Here is a 14,329-nt window from a genome sequence, read left to right on the forward strand (position 1 = left end):
GGGAGGCGGCGGCGCGACCGGCTCGGGCGTCGAGCAGGCCGCCAGGGTGAAGGTCAACGCCAGGGCCGCAAGCCCGGTCAGCACAGCGTGTTTCTGGATCATGTGGAAAGCTTTCCCCGGAGCCCGAAGGGGCGTCAATAGCACGTCGCTCCGGGCGGGAATGTGACGATGGGGCGTTAACCATACATTGACGCTGGCGATAGGTCAGCGCCTGAAAATTCCCAAATCAATCAAACAGCTTCGACACCGACTCCTCGTTGGCGATGCGTCGAATGGCCTCGCCGATCAGCGAGGCGCAGGAGACCTGCCGGATCTTCGGGCATTTCAGCACGTGGTCGGGCCCTTCGATGCTGTCGGTGGTGACCACCTCGCGCATGACGGAGTCCGTGATCCGCTGGACCGCCGGGTCGGACAGCACCCCATGGGTGACATAGGCGCTGACCTCGGTGGCGCCGGCGTCGGTCAGGGCCTTGGCGGCGTTGCACAGGGTGCCGGCGGAATCGACAATGTCGTCGAACAGGATGCAGCTGCGGCCCGAGACGTCGCCGATGATGTTCATCACCTCGCTCTTGCCCGGACCCGAGCGGCGCTTGTCGACGATGGCCAGGTCGGCGCCGAGCCGGTTGGCCAGGGCCCGGGCGCGGACCACCCCGCCGACGTCGGGCGAGACGATCATCAGCTCGCTGGACTTGCGCCCGTGCTGGTCGCGGATGTCCTGGGCGATCAGCGGGGCGGGCAGCAGGTTGTCGGTTGGGATGTCGAAGAAGCCCTGGATCTGGCCCGCGTGCAGATCCATGGTCAGCACCCGGTCGGCCCCGGCCCTGGTGATCAGGTTGGCGACCAGCTTGGCCGAGATGGGGGTGCGGCCACCGGTTTTGCGGTCCTGGCGGGCGTAACCGAAGTAGGGCACCACCGCGGTGATCCGCCGGCCCGAAGCGCGTTTCAGCGCGTCGATGCAGATCAGCAGCTCCATCAGGTTGTCGTTGGCCGGGTAGCTGGTCGACTGGATGACGAAGACATCCTCGCCGCGCACATTCTCATCGATGGTGACGAAGACCTCGTTGTCGGCGAACCGCCGCACCTGGGCCTTGGTCAGGGGCATGTCGAGGTATTGGGCGATCGCCTCCGCCAGGGTGCGATTGGAGTTGCCAGCCAGCAGCTTCATCGGACGACTCTTTGGGCGGAGGAATGTTGCGGGGTGTCTAGGGGCGCGGAGGCCCGGCGGCAAGGCGGATTCGGACTAACCGAGGTCGTCGAGCGCGGGGCCGCCCAGCCAGGTCTTCCAGACGACCACAGCGGCCCAGTGGAGGAAAACGGCGGGCCAGATCGATCCGGTCCGCCAGCGGGTAACGGCGCAGGCCAGGCCGAGCAGGCCGGTGACCAGCAGGAAGTCGGGCCTGGCGAACAGCGCGCGGGCGCCGGGCAGGAAGGTGAAGCCTTCCAGCGGGTGCCAGAGGACGTAGAGCGAGGTGGAGAGGGCCATGGCAATGATCGGGCGCGCCGCCTCGTTGCGGCTGGGGACCATCAGGCCGCGAAACACGACCTCCTCGCCGATGGCCGGCACGAAGAAAACGGTCAGCAAGGTCAGGGGCAGGGCGGACATGTTGCCTGGACCCAGGGCGTAAAGACCGGTCGACAGCCCGATGGCGGCCATAGCCAGCAAGGTTGGCGCGCCCACGATACCCGAGATCAGCCAGCCCTTCGCATCAGGCAGGGTGATCAGGCTCGACCAAAGGCGGCGTTTCAGATTGCCGATCATCTTCTCTGCGCTTTTCCCCCGGTTATGGGGGGTGCTCCGCGACTCGCGAAACACCAGACTGTCCGCTTATCCAAGGCGGAGCGAGACCCATGAGGACTTTACTGCTGGCGGGCCTGGTCGCCGCCATTCTGGCGGGTGCAGCGCCTGTCATGGCCCAGAACCCGGTCTTCGATCGCGGTGTGCAGGCCTACAAGGCAGGCGACTATCTTGCTGCGGTCGCAGCCTTCGACGAGGTCTACCGGACGAACCCGCAGCCCGTCGTGTTGCGCAATCGCGGGCTCTCCTACTTCAAGGCCAAGGATTATCGGCGGGCCATCGTCGATTTCGAGGCGCTGTCGAAACAGACCCAACTCGCCGACGATCTGGTCATGTATGGCAACGCCCTCGACAACGGCGGTCGCTACCCCGAGGCGATCGCTGTCTATCAGAGGGCGGCTGCGCTGCCGCCCGGCGAGCTGTCCGCCTGGACGGAGATGGGCAAGGCGCACTTCCGCGCCGGCCAGTTCAGCCTGGCCGCCGACGCCCATGCCAAGGCAGCCATCGCCAAGCCCGCTGATCCGACCGTGCAGCTGAGCCTGGGCGATGCGCTGTACAAGGCCGGCCGCTACCCCGAAGCCCTTACTGCCTACCGAGCGGCCACGCGCCTTCAGCCATCGAACAGCGCCGGGTGGCGGATGATCGGCAATACGCAACTGAAGCTGAACGACCGCGCCGGCGCGCTCGAGAGCTTCGACCGCGCCTTGGCGATCGAGCCCGGCAACTACGACAACAACATCGCCAAGGGCGTACAGCTGTACAACAGTAAGGACTATGCCGGCGCCGCCATCTACTATCGGCGCGCCACCCAGGCGCAGCCGAAGATGGCCACGGCGCATGCCTATCTCGGCGACGCGCTGCGCCTCAACAAGGATCTGGCGGGCGCCCGGCAAGCCTATGAGGCGGCGTTGGCCCTGGATGCAAAGCAGACGCTGGCGCTCAAAGGGCTGATCCCCATCCTCATCCAGACTGGGGACCCGGCGGCGGCGCGGCGCCGCATCGACCAACTTCAGCCGCTCGATGCGGAAGCAGCCGCTCGCTACAGGGCCATGCTTCTCTGAACTCGGCTGCGTGGCCTGTCTGGCGGGCATGGTTAACGGCGCGTTTACCTCTGCGCCGCAAACCCGTCCCAATGGCGTGGGACTCATCGCCCCGTCACGCACAGGGAGGTCCCGATGAATCGCCGCAGCCTTATCGCTTCCGGTCTCGCCACCCTGGGGGCGAGCGCCTGCGCGTCCACGGGGACGAACGGCGGCTACAATGGCGCCGACCCGGGCGTCGGCCAGGAGCAGCGCAGCATCGAGACCTACACGGTCGGCGAGATCAAGCAGCAGACCAGCGACTTCCTGGGCGTCGCGGCCGAGACCGTCGGCCAGGTGGTCGAGCGGGTGTTCCGCGACCAGGGTGAGCCCACCGCCTACATCGCCGGCGAAGAGGGCAGCGGGGCTGTGGTGGCCGGCGTCCGCTATGGCCGCGGCCTGATGTACATGAAGGACCGGCCGGAGATGGAGGTCTTCTGGCAGGGGCCGACCATCGGCTTCGACTGGGGCGGCAATGCCAGCCGGGTGTTCACCCTCTGCTATAACCTGCATTACCCGGACATGATCTTCCGCCGCTATCCCGGGGTCGATGGCTCGGCCTATCTGATCGGCGGGGTGGGGGTGAACTACCAGCGGGCCGACGGGATCACCCTGGCGCCGATCCGCACCGGCGTCGGCCTGCGCCTGGGCGCCAGCATCGGCTACCTGTCCTACAGCCGCGAGCGGAACGCCTTCCCGTTCTAGGCTGGCTGCAGCAGGTCCCAGCGGTTGCCATAGAGGTCCTCAAACACCGCCACTGACCCGTAGGCTTCGTGGCGCGGCGCCTCCAGGAACCGCACGCCGGCGGCGGTCATGGCCGCGTGGTCCCGGGCGAAGTCGTCGGTGTGCAGGAACAGGAAGACGCGGCCGCCGGCTTGATGGCCTATGGACGCTGCCTGCTGCGGCGTCGCCGCCTGGGCCAACAGCAGGGCGCAGCCGCCGCCGGGCGGCGCGGCCGTGACCCATCGCTTCCCCCCGCCTAGGTCTGCGTCGGTTATCACGAAGCCGAGCTTGTCGCGATACCAGGCGATGGCCTCGTCATAGTCGCGGACGAGGAGGGCGACATTGGCGATCACGTCCTGAGCTTCGCCCCGACCTTCTCAGCCGCCGCCACGATCCGGCCCGATAGCGCCTCGATCTCCGCGTCCGCGAGGGTCTTCTCGCGCGGCTGCACGGTGACCTCGACGGCCAGCGACTTGAAGCCCTCCGGCACCCCGGCGCCCTGGTACACGTCGAACACCCGCGCGCCGGCGATCAGCGCCTTGTCGGCGCCGGCCACGGCCTTGACCAGGTCGCCGGCCGGCTTGGCGGCATCGACCAGGAAGGCGAAGTCGCGGCTGAGCGGCATCAGGGGCGAGAGGTCGAGGGCGGAACGGGTCTTCACCGCCTTCTTCTTCGGCTCGGGGATCGCCTCGACGAAGACCTCGAAGGCCAGCATCGGGCCGGGCGCATCCATCGCCTTGAGGACGGCCGGATGCAGCTCGCCGAACTCGGCCAGCACTGCCTTGGGTCCCAGCTGCAGCCGGGCCGAGCGGCCGGGGTGGAACCAGGGGGAGGCCGAGCCCTGCGCCGTCTGCAGGTTGGCGACCGGCGCGCCCAATTCTTCCAGCAGAGCGAGCAGGTCGCCCTTCAGCGTGAACAGGTCCTCGGACGCGCGCTTGGCCCAGTCGCGCGGGGCGTGGGGGGCCAGCAGGGCGGCGATGACCATCCGTTGGTCCTGGGGCTGATCGCCGCCGAACACCGGGCCGATCTCGAACAGGGCCACGTCGGCGAAACCGCGCCGCGCATTGCGGGCGGCCGCCTCGATCAGGTTGGGCAGGATCGAGGGCCGCATGCAATCCAGCTCGGCCGCGATCGGATTGGCCAGGACGAGCTCGTCCGCCCCGCCGCCGAACAGCCTGGCCGTTTCGCGGGCGGTGAAGCTCCAGGTGACGGCTTCGGCATAGCCGCTGGCCGCCAGGAAGCGGCGGGCGGCGCGGGCGCGGGCCTGGCGGGCGGTCAGCACGCCGCCCACCGCGCGGGGCGTCTCCGGCAGCGGGGTCGAGGGCAGGGCGCCATAGCCGGCGATGCGGGCCACTTCCTCGACCAGGTCGGCCTTGCCCTCGACGTCGCGCCGCCAGGTCGGCGGGGTGACGCTCAGGGCGGGCGCGGTTCCCTCGACGGTGAATCCGAGGGCGCGGAGGATTTCGATGGTCTTGTCGGTGGGAATGTCGAGGCCTGACAGCGCGCGGACATAGGCCGGGTCGAAGGCGAAGGCTTCCGGCGGGGCAGGGGCCTGGCCAGCCACCGCCACCTCCGACGGCTCGCCGCCACACAGCTCCAGGATCAGGGCCGTAGCCAGCTCCAGGCCGGGAACCACCGACTGGGGATCGACCGTGCGGGCGAAGCGGTATTGGGCGTCGCTGGTGATGCCGGTCGTGCGTCCAGTCTGGGCGGTGCGGATGGGGTCGAACCAGGCGCACTCGACGAAGACGTCGGTGGTGGTTTCCGAACAGCCGGTGCTCTCGCCGCCCATGACGCCGCCGAGGCCGATGGGCCGCTCGCCGTTGGCATCGGCAATGACGCTCATCTCGGGGGTGAGGTCGTAGGTCTTGCCGTCCAGGGCGATCAGCTGCTCGTCCTTGTGGGGCGCGGGGGTGGGGGTGTCGGCGCCGGTCGGCTCGGCCGGGCCGCGGCCCAGGCGGGCGGTGATCACATCGCCGACCATCAGGGCGCGGTCATAGACGTGCAGCGGCCGGGCGCGGTCGTAGCTGATCAGGTTGGTGACATCGACCAGGGCGTTGATCGGCCGCAGACCGATGGCCCGCAGCCGGTCTTGCAGCCACTGGGGCGAGGGGCCGTTCCTGACGCCCCGGATCAGCCGGCCGGCGAACACCGGGCAAGCCTCGCCGTCCACCTCGATGCGGATCGGGCAGGGGAACTGGCCGGCCACTGGTTCGACGGTGGGGGTCTTGAGCCTGCCCACGCCGGCGGCGGCCAGGTCGCGGGCGATGCCGGCGACGCCCAGCCAGTCGGGGCGATTGGGGGTGACCTCGAAATCGATCACCGCCTCCAGGCCGAGCGCTTCCACGGCGGGCGTACCGACCGCGAGGCTGTCCGGCAGCTCCATGATGCCGTCGCTCTCCTCGGCCGCTTCCAGCTCGGAAGCCGAGCAGAGCATGCCGTTGGAGACCACGCCCCGCACCGGCTTCTCGACCAGGGTGACGCCCAGTCCCGGCACATAGGCGCCGATCGGCGCGTAGATGGTTGTCAGGCCGGCCCGCGCGTTGGGGGCGCCGCAGACGATCTCCTTGCGGCCATCGACCGTGTCCACCTGGCAGACGCGCAGGCGGTCGGCGTTGGGGTGCTGCTCAGCCGAGGCGATCTTGGCGACCGTGAAGGGGGCGAGCTTGGCCGCCGGGTCGTGGACATCCTCGACCTCGAGGCCGGCCATGGTCATGGCGTCGACGATCTCCTGGACCGTCGCGTCGGTCTCCAGATGGTCCTTCAGCCAGGAAAGGGTGAACTTCATTGCAAGGGCCCTCCGAGGGCCAGGATCTGGTTCAGGAAAGCATCGCCGCCGGTGTAGCCGACGGCGAAGAACTGGCCGCCCTCGAAGGTGCAGTCACGGACCGGGATGGCCCCGACCACGCCGTTGGGCGAGGCGGGCCTGAGCACCAGGGTGCGGATGTCGCCGCCGGCGAATCCGAAGTCGACGGCGCTGAACTGGCACCCGCCGACCACCAGCATCACCGCCGGACCCTCGATCCGGCAGTTGCGAAAGCTGACCCCGACGATGGCGCTCTGGCCGATGCGCAGCCGGGCGCGATGCAGATCGACCAGTGACAGGGCGACATTCTCGAAATGATCGGCGGTCAGGTCTTCGGCGATGGTCCAGCCCGTTTGGCTTTGATCGGTCATCCGTTCTGCTTTCCAAGCGCGAGGAGTTGGTCGAGGAAATGGTCGGCCCCGGTGTAGCCGACACCGACAAAGGCGCAGCGGGTGAAGCTGCAGCTGTCGACCGGAATGGCCCCGATCACCGCCGACTGCGACGCGGGCCGCAGGATCAGGTTGCGGATGTCGCCGGAAGGGTTGCCGAAGTCGCTGCCCTCAAACTGACAGCCGAGCACCAGCATCACCGCCGGCCCTTCGATGCGGCAATCGGTGAAGGTGACCCCTTTCACCACCCGTTCGCCCTTGGCCATGCGGGCGCGGAGCAGGTCGACCAGGGATACCGCCTGCCTGTCGTAGGCGGCCTGTTCAAAGTCGGTGGCGCGGGTGACGCCGGCGGGCAGGGGACCGTAGAATTCGGTCATGGGGCGGTCTCCGAGAGAGTCTCGATCAGGTTGATGCGGCGGTCAGCTCAGGCCCGAAACCGGGTTGGGCGCCTGAAAGCCGCTGAAGCCGTAGTGGGCCAGCCAGCGGGTGTCGCTGGAGAACATGTCGCGCAGGTCCGGGATGCCGTACTTGAGCATGCCCAGGCGATCCACGCCCATGCCGAAGGCGAAGCCCTGATAGACGTCCGGGTCGATGCCGCAGTGGCGCAGGACGTTGGGATGGACCATCCCGCAGCCCAGAATCTCCAGCCAGTCGCTGCCCGTGCCGATCTTCAGTTCGCCGCCGCTGCGGTCGCAGCCCACATCCATCTCCGCCGAGGGCTCGGTGAAGGGGAAGTGGTGGGGGCGGAAGCGGGTGGTCACGGCGTCGGTCTCGAAGAACCGGGCGATGAAGGTCTCCAGGGTCCACTTCAGGTGGCCCATGTGGATGCCCTTGTCGATCACCAGCCCCTCGACCTGATGGAACATCGGGGTGTGGGTGGCGTCGCTGTCCATCCGATAGGTGCGGCCGGGCACGACGATGCGGATCGGCGGCTCCTGGCCGGCCGCGATCCAGGGCGCGGGCGGGGCGGTGTTGCCCCTGCGCATGGCGCGCACCTGCACCGGGCTGGTGTGGGTGCGAAGGAGTTTGCGCTCCCCGTCCGGGCCCGGGTTGAAGAAGAAGGTGTCGTGCATCTCCCGCGCCGGGTGCTTGGGCGGGAAGTTGAGGGCAGTGAAGTTGTGGAAGTCGTCCTCGATGTCGGGGCCTTCGGCGACCGCGAAGCCCATCTCGGCGAAGATGGCGACCATCTCATCCATGGTCTGCATGGTGGGGTGGACGCTGCCCTTGCGGCGGGGCGGCGCGGGCAGGGTCAGGTCCAGGCTCTCGCGCGCCAGTCGGGCGTCGAGCTCGGCCGTCTCCAGGGCGGCCTTGCGCTCTGCGATCGATCCGGCCACGGCGTCGCGCAGCTGGTTGATCGCCGGGCCCTTCTCCTTGCGCTCCTCGGGGCTCATGGCGCCGAGGGTCTTGAGCAGGGCGGAGACGGAGCCGGACTTGCCGAGGGCGGCCACGCGGATGGCTTCCAGCGTCGCGGCGTCGGGCGCGGCGGCGATCTGGGCGGTCAGGTCGGACTGAAGTGCGGTCAGGTCGGTCATGGCGGGCTTCGTCTAGCGATGTTGGTTCGGTTCGTCACGGTCAGAGCGCCTTGTAGGCGGTCATGACCCACTCGGGCGGGTCCGGTTCCCAGCGCACAGGGCGGCCCTGGGCCTGCGTCCAGCGGTGCAGCCAGGAGACGCCGTTCTTCTTCACCCAGGTCTCGGGCAGGGCGTAGACGGGATCCTTCAACGCCTCGCCGAGCGGCACGAAGCGATAGCCGCGCGCCAGGTAGAGGGCGTGGATCTTCGGATACCAGTCGCGGTTCAGGCTGTTGGCGTGCAGCAGCAACACCTGCGCCGGATCGCGGCCGACGGTCAACTCGGCGCTGTAGGGCTCGAAGTGATCCAGCACCGTGGTCATGTGGGTGACGTAGGCCTCGCCGATCTTCTGCATCTGGGCCTTGTCGCGGGCCGCCTCGGCCTTGCGGTAGAGGGCGGCGAACATCCAGTCGTTGTTGTCGATGGTCACCGGGGCGACGGTGTAGCCGCGGGCCTTCAGCCCTTCGGCCATGACCGCCTTCTTCTCCGGCGTCTCGCCGGTGAAGAGGAAGGGGTGGCGGAACCAGCGCAGGGTCTTGCCGCGCCGCTTCAGTGCGGCGGCGGTGTAGGGCGCGCCGGCGTCGACATCCGCCAGCCAGGCCTCGGCGGTGATCCTGTGGATATTCGGATGGGTGGCGGTGTGGTTGCCCAGGTCGATGCCGGCGGCCAGCCAGGCATCGAGAATGCTCGGCAGCAGGGTGGCCCGCTGCGCCTCGCAGACCTTGTGTTCGTTGACGAAAGCGGTGGCGCGGGTCTTCAGCGGCTTCAACATGGCCAGGAAGTCGCGGGTCAGCGCCATGGCCTGGGCCGGGTCGCACAGCTGGGCGTCGGCGGCCTGGTAGGGCAGGTCGTCGAAGGTGACCGCGACCTTGCGGGTCTGGGCCAGGGCCGGCGTCGCGACCAGCAGGGCGGCGATCACCGCCAGGAGGAGGCGCAGGCTCATTTCGGCCGCTCCTTCTGGCGGGCTTTGAGCAGTTCGACCGTGGCGGCGATCCGCTCGGCCCGTTTGGCCGGGCTGCGCTTGGTGGCGTCGATCCAGGTCAGATAGGCGCGGCGGTAGAACTGGGCGATCTCGTCGAAAAAGGCGCCGGCCTCGGGCTCCGCGTCGAGGGCCGAGGCGATGTCCGGAGCCAGCCCCTCGCGCTGCGGGCCCTCGGGGGTGAGCATCACGTCGACCACATCCCCGGCGGCCAGGCCGCAATCGCGTCGCCAGGCGGCGCCCAGCCGCATGACCCAGGCCCCGTCCTGCGCCTCCAGCACGCCGCGATAGGCCATGCCGTCGATGGTCCCGGCCAGGTGATACACAGCCCGCTGACCCCACAGCGCCGCCGGCTCGAACGGCGTCGGCAGGAAGACATGCCCCGCCGGGCCGGCGGTCAGGGTGGTCTGGAAGTGCTGGACCGGAAGGGTCACGGGGTCATCCTGCGGGTTGGAACGGGCGGATGGGGCGCAAACAAAAAGCCCCCCGGCTCACACCGAGGGGCTCTTCGATCTGTCAGGGCAGCAGCCCTAAACCATCAAGCCAGCGCGGCGCGAACCTTGTCGGCGATGGCCTTGAACGCGACGGGGTCCTGACCGGCGATGTCCGCCAGAACCTTGCGGTCGATCTCGACCCCGGCCTCGTCCAGGCCGTGGATAAACTGCGAGTAGGTGAAGCCTTCCAGGCGGGCAGCGGCGTTGATCCGCTGGATCCACAGGCTGCGGAAGCTGCGCTTGCGGACCTTGCGGTCGCGGTAGGCGTACTGGCCGGCCTTGTCCACCGCGGCCTTGGCGGCGCGGATGGTGTTCTTGCGGCGCCCGTAGAAGCCCTTGGCCTGCTCGAGAACCTTCTTGTGCTTGGCGTGGGCGACGACGCCCCGTTTAACGCGAGCCATTGTTCAGCGCTCCTTCTTACAGGCCGTAGGGCAGGTAGGTCATGATGGTCTTCTTGTCAGAAGCGCTCATGACCTTCGTGCCGCGCTGTTGGCGGATGTACTTGGAATTGTGGCTGATCAGGCGGTGGCGCTTGCCGGCGACGCCGGCTTTCAGCTTACCCGTGGCCGTCAGTTTGAAGCGCTTCTTGGCGCCCGACTTGGTTTTCAGTTTCGGCATTTTGCTCAGGGCGAACCCTGTCCTCTGGGACTAGCATTTGGACCGCCAAGGCATGCCATTTGGCCCGGCAGTCGCGGAAAGGCGAGGCTGATAGGGGATATGCGGCCGGAAGGCAAGCCAATCCTGCCAAGGCCTTGCCGCGCGGAGGCCGCCAACTATCTGCCCAACCATGCGCCTTAACCAGGTCACCGTTCCGGCCCGCGATCTCGAGCAGTCCATCGGCTTCTACGAGGCGCTGGGTCTCATCCTGATCGTCAAGAGTCCGCACTACGCTCGCTTCGAATGCCCGGACGGGGACGGCGAGCATCCGCCGACCTTTTCGCTGCACCTCGATCCGGACGCCACGCCCGGCGCGGCGAGCGTCTATTTCGAGCATGAGGCCCTCGACGAGGCGGTGGAGGCCCTGATCGACAAGGGCGTCACCTTCGACAGTGGGCCGGACGACCAGACCTGGCTGTGGCGTGAAGCCTGGACCACGGATCCCGCCGGGAACCGGGTCTGCCTGTATCGCGCGGGGGAAAACCGTCGCTTTCCGCCCTGGAGATTGAACACCCCGTGAGCCCCGAACAGATGACCCGACGCACCGGCCTGATCGGCCTGGCCGGCGCCTTCCTCGCCGCCTGCACCCCGGCCCGCCTGCTTGACGCGGTGGTCGCGGACGACGCGGCGGCCACCCTGGTCAAGGACGTCTCCTTCGGCGACAGCCCGAGGCTGAAGCTGGACGTCTACGGCCCGCCCAGAGGCGCCAAAGGCGCGCCGGTCGCGATCTTCATCTACGGCGGCGGCTGGTCCAGCGGTTCGCGCAGGGAATACCAGTGGACCGGAAAGATGCTGGCCGCCCAGGGCTTCGTCACGGTCGTGCCCGACTACCGGCTGACGCCCGAGGTGAAGTTCCCGACCTTCATCGAGGATGTCGCCCAGGCCGTGCGCTGGGCCGTCGATCATGCGGCTGAGCATGGCGGCGATCCCTCGCGGATCGTCCTGATCGGCCATTCGGCCGGGGCCTACAACGCCGCCATGGTGGCGCTCGACCCCCGCTATCTCAAGGCGGTCGGGGTGGACCGCAAGCGGATCAAGGCCTTCGCGGGCCTGGCCGGCCCCTACTATTTCCCCAACCTCGATGGCCCGATCCTGAGCCGCACCTTCGGCGGGACGGATGACAAGATCTACCAGACGCTGGACTACGCCACTGCCGGCTCACCGGCCGCCTTCCTGGTCGCCGGCAGCGCGGACCGGACGGTTCTGCCGCGCAATACCGAGCGGCTGGCGGCGGCCCTTCGCAAGGAGGGGGTCGAGGTGGAGTCGAAAATCTATGCGGGCCTGAGCCACGCCGACGTCCTGCTCCACCTGTCCCGGACCTTCCGGGGCCGATCGAGCGTCTACGCCGACATGACCGGCTTTCTGCGCAAGCAGGTTGGCCTGAGCTGACGGCTACTCTTCCTCGCGGGCGTATTTGAGGATCAGCGAGAGGGTCCAGTCATAGCCCTCCTCGCCCTCGACCACGTCGATGGATTCGACGTCGTCGATCAGCCACCGCCCGCCGATCTTCTGGAAGTAGAAGGCCAACAGGCTTTCCTGGTCGAAGTTCCTGAACGCCACGGTTACCACCCGCCGGTCGGTCCGGCGCCAGACCGTGCGCTGCTCGATCTCGACCCCGCTCAGCTGCCAGTCCTGGCCGTTGACCCAGAAGAAGAAGTCGAGCCGTCCCAGCTCATCGCCCCGATCACGGTCCTCGTCCTTGAAGGCCTGGGCCAGGGCGGGCGTGTAGAGGTCGTCGGGCGGGTTGTAGGCGGGGCCTTCGTCACCCGCCGGCCGATTTTGCTCCTTGATCAGCGCCGCGTAGATGTCGGCGATGATCACCTTCGGCTCGGCGTCGCGCGGAGCCGCCCGGGCGGCCGGCGCGACGGCTAAGAGGCTGAAAAACAAGGCTGCGATGATGCGGCGCATGCGGCGGGGCTCCCCCAGGGTGAGGACCAATCCTGGCTTGGGATCGCGCCGGCCGCCAGACCCGAAACGGGGGGTCGGCGGGGGTTATCTGATCAGCGTTCATATTGCGGTGCATTGAAGGGGGGCGGCCGAGAGGCTATATGCACCTCCCCTCGGCGACCTTTTTTGTGTGGCGCCGCCCATCTCGATCCCCAGCTTTGAGGCATCTCCCCCCATGCTGCTGACCATGATGAAGGCCAAGCTTCACCGCGCCACCGTGACCCAGGCGGACCTGGATTACGAAGGCTCGATCGCCATCGACCGTGACCTGCTGGACGCCTCGGGCATCCTGCCGCACGAGCAGGTCGACGTGCTGAACATCACCAACGGCGCCCGCTTCACCACCTACGCCATCGAGGCGCCGCGGGGTTCGCGCGTGTTCGGCGTCAACGGCGCCGCCGCCCGCCTGGTCCAGAAGGGCGACAAGATCATTGTCGTGACCTATGGCCAGCTGCCGGCCGAGGAAGCCCGCAACTACAACCCCACCGTCGTGCTGCTCGACGATCAGAACGAGATCAAGCGGGCGGCCTAGAGCTTTGCTCCAGGGTCGTCCTGGTCGCGCGCCTGAACCGACAACCGGCTTCCACCTGTCGGAACGCGCTCCGGGGCTTTTTCCCCGCGGCCGGATGGCGCAAGGTGCTCCCCTGATTGGGAGAAACGCCATGCGCCGCCTCGTTCCTGTTTTCGGATATCTTGTCGCTGCCGCAGTGCTGGCTGCCTGTTCTCAGGGCGGCCAGAACAAGACCGGCGCGGACACAGACGCGTTGGGCGCGGCCATCTCCAAGGCCATCGGCGGCCAGAGCACCTGTGTGCTGATCATGGAGCCGGGCGGGACCAAGCCAGTCTACCAGTATGGCGCCACCACCCCCTGCGGCCGGGGTCTGCCGACCTGCCAGGATGAAGGCGGGCTGATGAGTGCTCGGGACTTCGCCGCCCTGGCGGCCCAGGGCGTCGATCGCGCGGCCAGCTGCGACAGCAGCCCGGGCTTCACCACCGCCTGGGCCTCCGGGCCGATCACCGGCAAGGACGGGCGCAAGCTGGTCTATGCGGCGGTGATGGACGAGCCGAACGAGAAGTCCCTGCCCGGACGCGAGATCAAGGCGCGGCTTGAGCCCGCCCTGGTCGAGGGCGGGCTCTGAGCCGAGGCGCTCTACTTCACCAGTTCGTAGGTCGCGCTGACGCCGATGGTGACCTTCAACTCTCCGGCCTCGACCGGGGTTGAGGCGTCCTTCATCTCGGCGCGGGCGAAGCTGGCCATGGGCATAGGCGGCTGCGGCGCATAACCGCCCGACTCGCTGAAGGTCACCAGGCGCGCGACGCGGTAGCCCAGCGACTTGGCGTAGAGATCGGCCTTGGCCTGGAGGGCCTTGACCGCTTCCAGCCGCGCGGCGTCCTCCGCCGCGTCGGCCTTGTCGATGCCGAAGCTGATGCCGCCGACGTTGGTGGCGCCGGAGTTCACCGAGGCGTCGACCACCGTTCCCAGCTTGCCCAGGTCACGCACCACGATCGTCACCTGATTGGTGGCCTGATAGCCGGTCAGCCGGGGCGGCAGGTTCTCCTGATAGACGTACTGCGGATTGAGCTGCAGGCCGGAGGTCTGGATGTCCTTGGCGTCGATGCCGGCCCGCTTCAGGCTGGCGATCACCTGGGTCATCTTGGCGGCGTTGGCGCGCATGGCGTCGGCGGCGGTGGCGCCGTCGGTCTGCACGCCGAGCGTGATGGTGGCCATGTCGGGCGCGCGGCGCACCTCGCCCTGGGCCGAGAGGTTCAGAGTGGTGGCGCGGAAGGCGGCCTCGGCGCTCGGGGCCTGCGCGAGCGCGGCGCTGGCGCCGGCGGTCCCGGCCAGGATCAGGGCGCTCATGGCGGTGGCGCGGAACAGGGATTTCATG

General features: G+C 68.3%; 19 protein-coding genes. 6 read left to right on the top strand and 13 right to left on the bottom strand.

Going from position 1 to position 14,329, the window contains the following annotated elements; translation table 11 throughout:
- Positions 1–226 precede the first annotated feature (226 nt).
- Together GVN21_RS14000 and GVN21_RS14005 are read right to left on the bottom strand one after the other, a co-directional pair.
- Positions 227–1,165 (bottom strand): ribose-phosphate pyrophosphokinase, encoded by a 939-nt coding sequence (locus tag GVN21_RS14000; RefSeq protein WP_166575378.1) that lies wholly within the window; start codon positions 1,163–1,165, stop codon positions 227–229.
- Positions 1,166–1,240: 75 nt separating this feature from the next.
- The gene (locus GVN21_RS14005) at positions 1,241–1,759 is read right to left on the bottom strand and encodes a CPBP family glutamic-type intramembrane protease (RefSeq protein ID WP_166575379.1); all 519 of its coding nucleotides are present in this window, start codon (positions 1,757–1,759) and stop codon (positions 1,241–1,243) included.
- 149 nt (positions 1,760–1,908) lie between these two features.
- Here GVN21_RS14005 and GVN21_RS14010 point away from each other — a divergent pair, with 149 nt between their 5' ends.
- Both GVN21_RS14010 and GVN21_RS14015 read left to right on the top strand, forming a co-directional pair.
- Positions 1,909–2,856 (top strand): tetratricopeptide repeat protein, encoded by a 948-nt coding sequence (locus tag GVN21_RS14010; protein ID WP_166575380.1) that lies wholly within the window; start codon positions 1,909–1,911, stop codon positions 2,854–2,856.
- Positions 2,857–2,970: 114 nt separating this feature from the next.
- Positions 2,971–3,579 carry a DUF1134 domain-containing protein gene (locus GVN21_RS14015; RefSeq protein WP_166575381.1) on the top strand — a complete coding sequence of 203 codons (609 nt, stop codon included), beginning with the start codon at positions 2,971–2,973 and terminating at the stop codon, positions 3,577–3,579.
- Here the strand turns inward: GVN21_RS14015 and GVN21_RS14020 are convergent.
- The 9 genes from GVN21_RS14020 to rpmI all read right to left on the bottom strand — a co-directional run bounded on the left by GVN21_RS14020 (position 3,576) and on the right by rpmI (position 10,454).
- Positions 3,576–3,950: a VOC family protein gene (locus GVN21_RS14020; protein WP_166575382.1), complete on the bottom strand. Its 375-nt coding sequence runs from the start codon at positions 3,948–3,950 to the stop codon at positions 3,576–3,578. The two genes, GVN21_RS14015 and GVN21_RS14020, sit on opposite strands and share 4 nt — an antisense overlap.
- Entirely contained in the window at positions 3,947–6,385 is a 2,439-nt protein-coding gene (gene pheT / locus GVN21_RS14025; RefSeq protein WP_166575383.1) for a phenylalanine--tRNA ligase subunit beta, read from the bottom strand. Before pheT ends, GVN21_RS14020 begins: the two co-directional genes overlap by 4 nt.
- Complete coding sequence (locus GVN21_RS14030; protein WP_166575384.1) at positions 6,382–6,774, bottom strand: hypothetical protein; 393 nt, start codon at positions 6,772–6,774, stop codon at positions 6,382–6,384. Before GVN21_RS14030 ends, pheT begins: the two co-directional genes overlap by 4 nt.
- A complete protein-coding gene (locus GVN21_RS14035) occupies positions 6,771–7,169 on the bottom strand; it encodes a hypothetical protein (RefSeq protein ID WP_166575385.1) in 399 nt (132 codons plus the stop codon). Before GVN21_RS14035 ends, GVN21_RS14030 begins: the two co-directional genes overlap by 4 nt.
- Positions 7,170–7,211: 42 nt before the next feature.
- On the bottom strand, positions 7,212–8,324 hold the full coding sequence (gene pheS, locus GVN21_RS14040) for a phenylalanine--tRNA ligase subunit alpha (protein WP_166575386.1): 1,113 nt from the start codon (positions 8,322–8,324) through the stop codon (positions 7,212–7,214).
- Positions 8,325–8,364: 40 nt separating this feature from the next.
- Complete coding sequence (locus tag GVN21_RS14045; RefSeq protein WP_166575387.1) at positions 8,365–9,306, bottom strand: polysaccharide deacetylase family protein; 942 nt, start codon at positions 9,304–9,306, stop codon at positions 8,365–8,367.
- Positions 9,303–9,776 (bottom strand): YdeI/OmpD-associated family protein, encoded by a 474-nt coding sequence (locus GVN21_RS14050; RefSeq protein ID WP_205690095.1) that lies wholly within the window; start codon positions 9,774–9,776, stop codon positions 9,303–9,305. The genes GVN21_RS14045 and GVN21_RS14050 overlap by 4 nt, the downstream gene beginning before the upstream one ends.
- 104 nt (positions 9,777–9,880) lie before the next feature.
- A complete protein-coding gene (gene rplT / locus GVN21_RS14055) occupies positions 9,881–10,237 on the bottom strand; it encodes a 50S ribosomal protein L20 (RefSeq protein WP_166575388.1) in 357 nt (118 codons plus the stop codon).
- Positions 10,238–10,253: 16 nt separating this feature from the next.
- A complete protein-coding gene (gene rpmI / locus GVN21_RS14060) occupies positions 10,254–10,454 on the bottom strand; it encodes a 50S ribosomal protein L35 (RefSeq protein ID WP_166575389.1) in 201 nt (66 codons plus the stop codon).
- 169 nt (positions 10,455–10,623) lie between these two features.
- Between rpmI and GVN21_RS14065 the strand changes: the two genes are divergently transcribed.
- Together GVN21_RS14065 and GVN21_RS14070 are read left to right on the top strand one after the other, a co-directional pair.
- The gene (locus GVN21_RS14065; RefSeq protein ID WP_166575390.1) at positions 10,624–11,013 is read left to right on the top strand and encodes a VOC family protein; all 390 of its coding nucleotides are present in this window, start codon (positions 10,624–10,626) and stop codon (positions 11,011–11,013) included.
- An 11-nt stretch (positions 11,014–11,024) separates the two neighbouring features.
- Positions 11,025–11,882: an alpha/beta hydrolase gene (locus tag GVN21_RS14070; RefSeq protein ID WP_205690096.1), complete on the top strand. Its 858-nt coding sequence runs from the start codon at positions 11,025–11,027 to the stop codon at positions 11,880–11,882.
- A 3-nt stretch (positions 11,883–11,885) separates the two neighbouring features.
- Here GVN21_RS14070 and GVN21_RS14075 read toward each other — a convergent pair whose 3' ends face one another.
- Positions 11,886–12,401 (bottom strand): DUF3828 domain-containing protein, encoded by a 516-nt coding sequence (locus tag GVN21_RS14075; protein WP_166575392.1) that lies wholly within the window; start codon positions 12,399–12,401, stop codon positions 11,886–11,888.
- A gap of 214 nt (positions 12,402–12,615) precedes the next feature.
- On the opposite strand from GVN21_RS14075, the gene panD reads away from it, so the two are divergent.
- Together panD and GVN21_RS14085 are read left to right on the top strand one after the other, a co-directional pair.
- Positions 12,616–12,972: an aspartate 1-decarboxylase gene (gene panD, locus GVN21_RS14080; RefSeq protein ID WP_166575393.1), complete on the top strand. Its 357-nt coding sequence runs from the start codon at positions 12,616–12,618 to the stop codon at positions 12,970–12,972.
- A gap of 130 nt (positions 12,973–13,102) precedes the next feature.
- Positions 13,103–13,579: a hypothetical protein gene (locus tag GVN21_RS14085; RefSeq protein WP_166575394.1), complete on the top strand. Its 477-nt coding sequence runs from the start codon at positions 13,103–13,105 to the stop codon at positions 13,577–13,579.
- An 11-nt stretch (positions 13,580–13,590) separates the two neighbouring features.
- On the opposite strand, the gene GVN21_RS14090 is transcribed toward GVN21_RS14085, so the two are convergent.
- Positions 13,591–14,328, bottom strand: coding sequence for an SIMPL domain-containing protein (locus tag GVN21_RS14090; RefSeq protein WP_166575395.1), 738 nt, complete (start codon positions 14,326–14,328; stop codon positions 13,591–13,593).
- Position 14,329 lies beyond the last annotated feature (1 nt).

Source organism: Caulobacter sp. SLTY, from assembly GCF_009905535.1.
GTDB lineage: Bacteria > Pseudomonadota > Alphaproteobacteria > Caulobacterales > Caulobacteraceae > Caulobacter.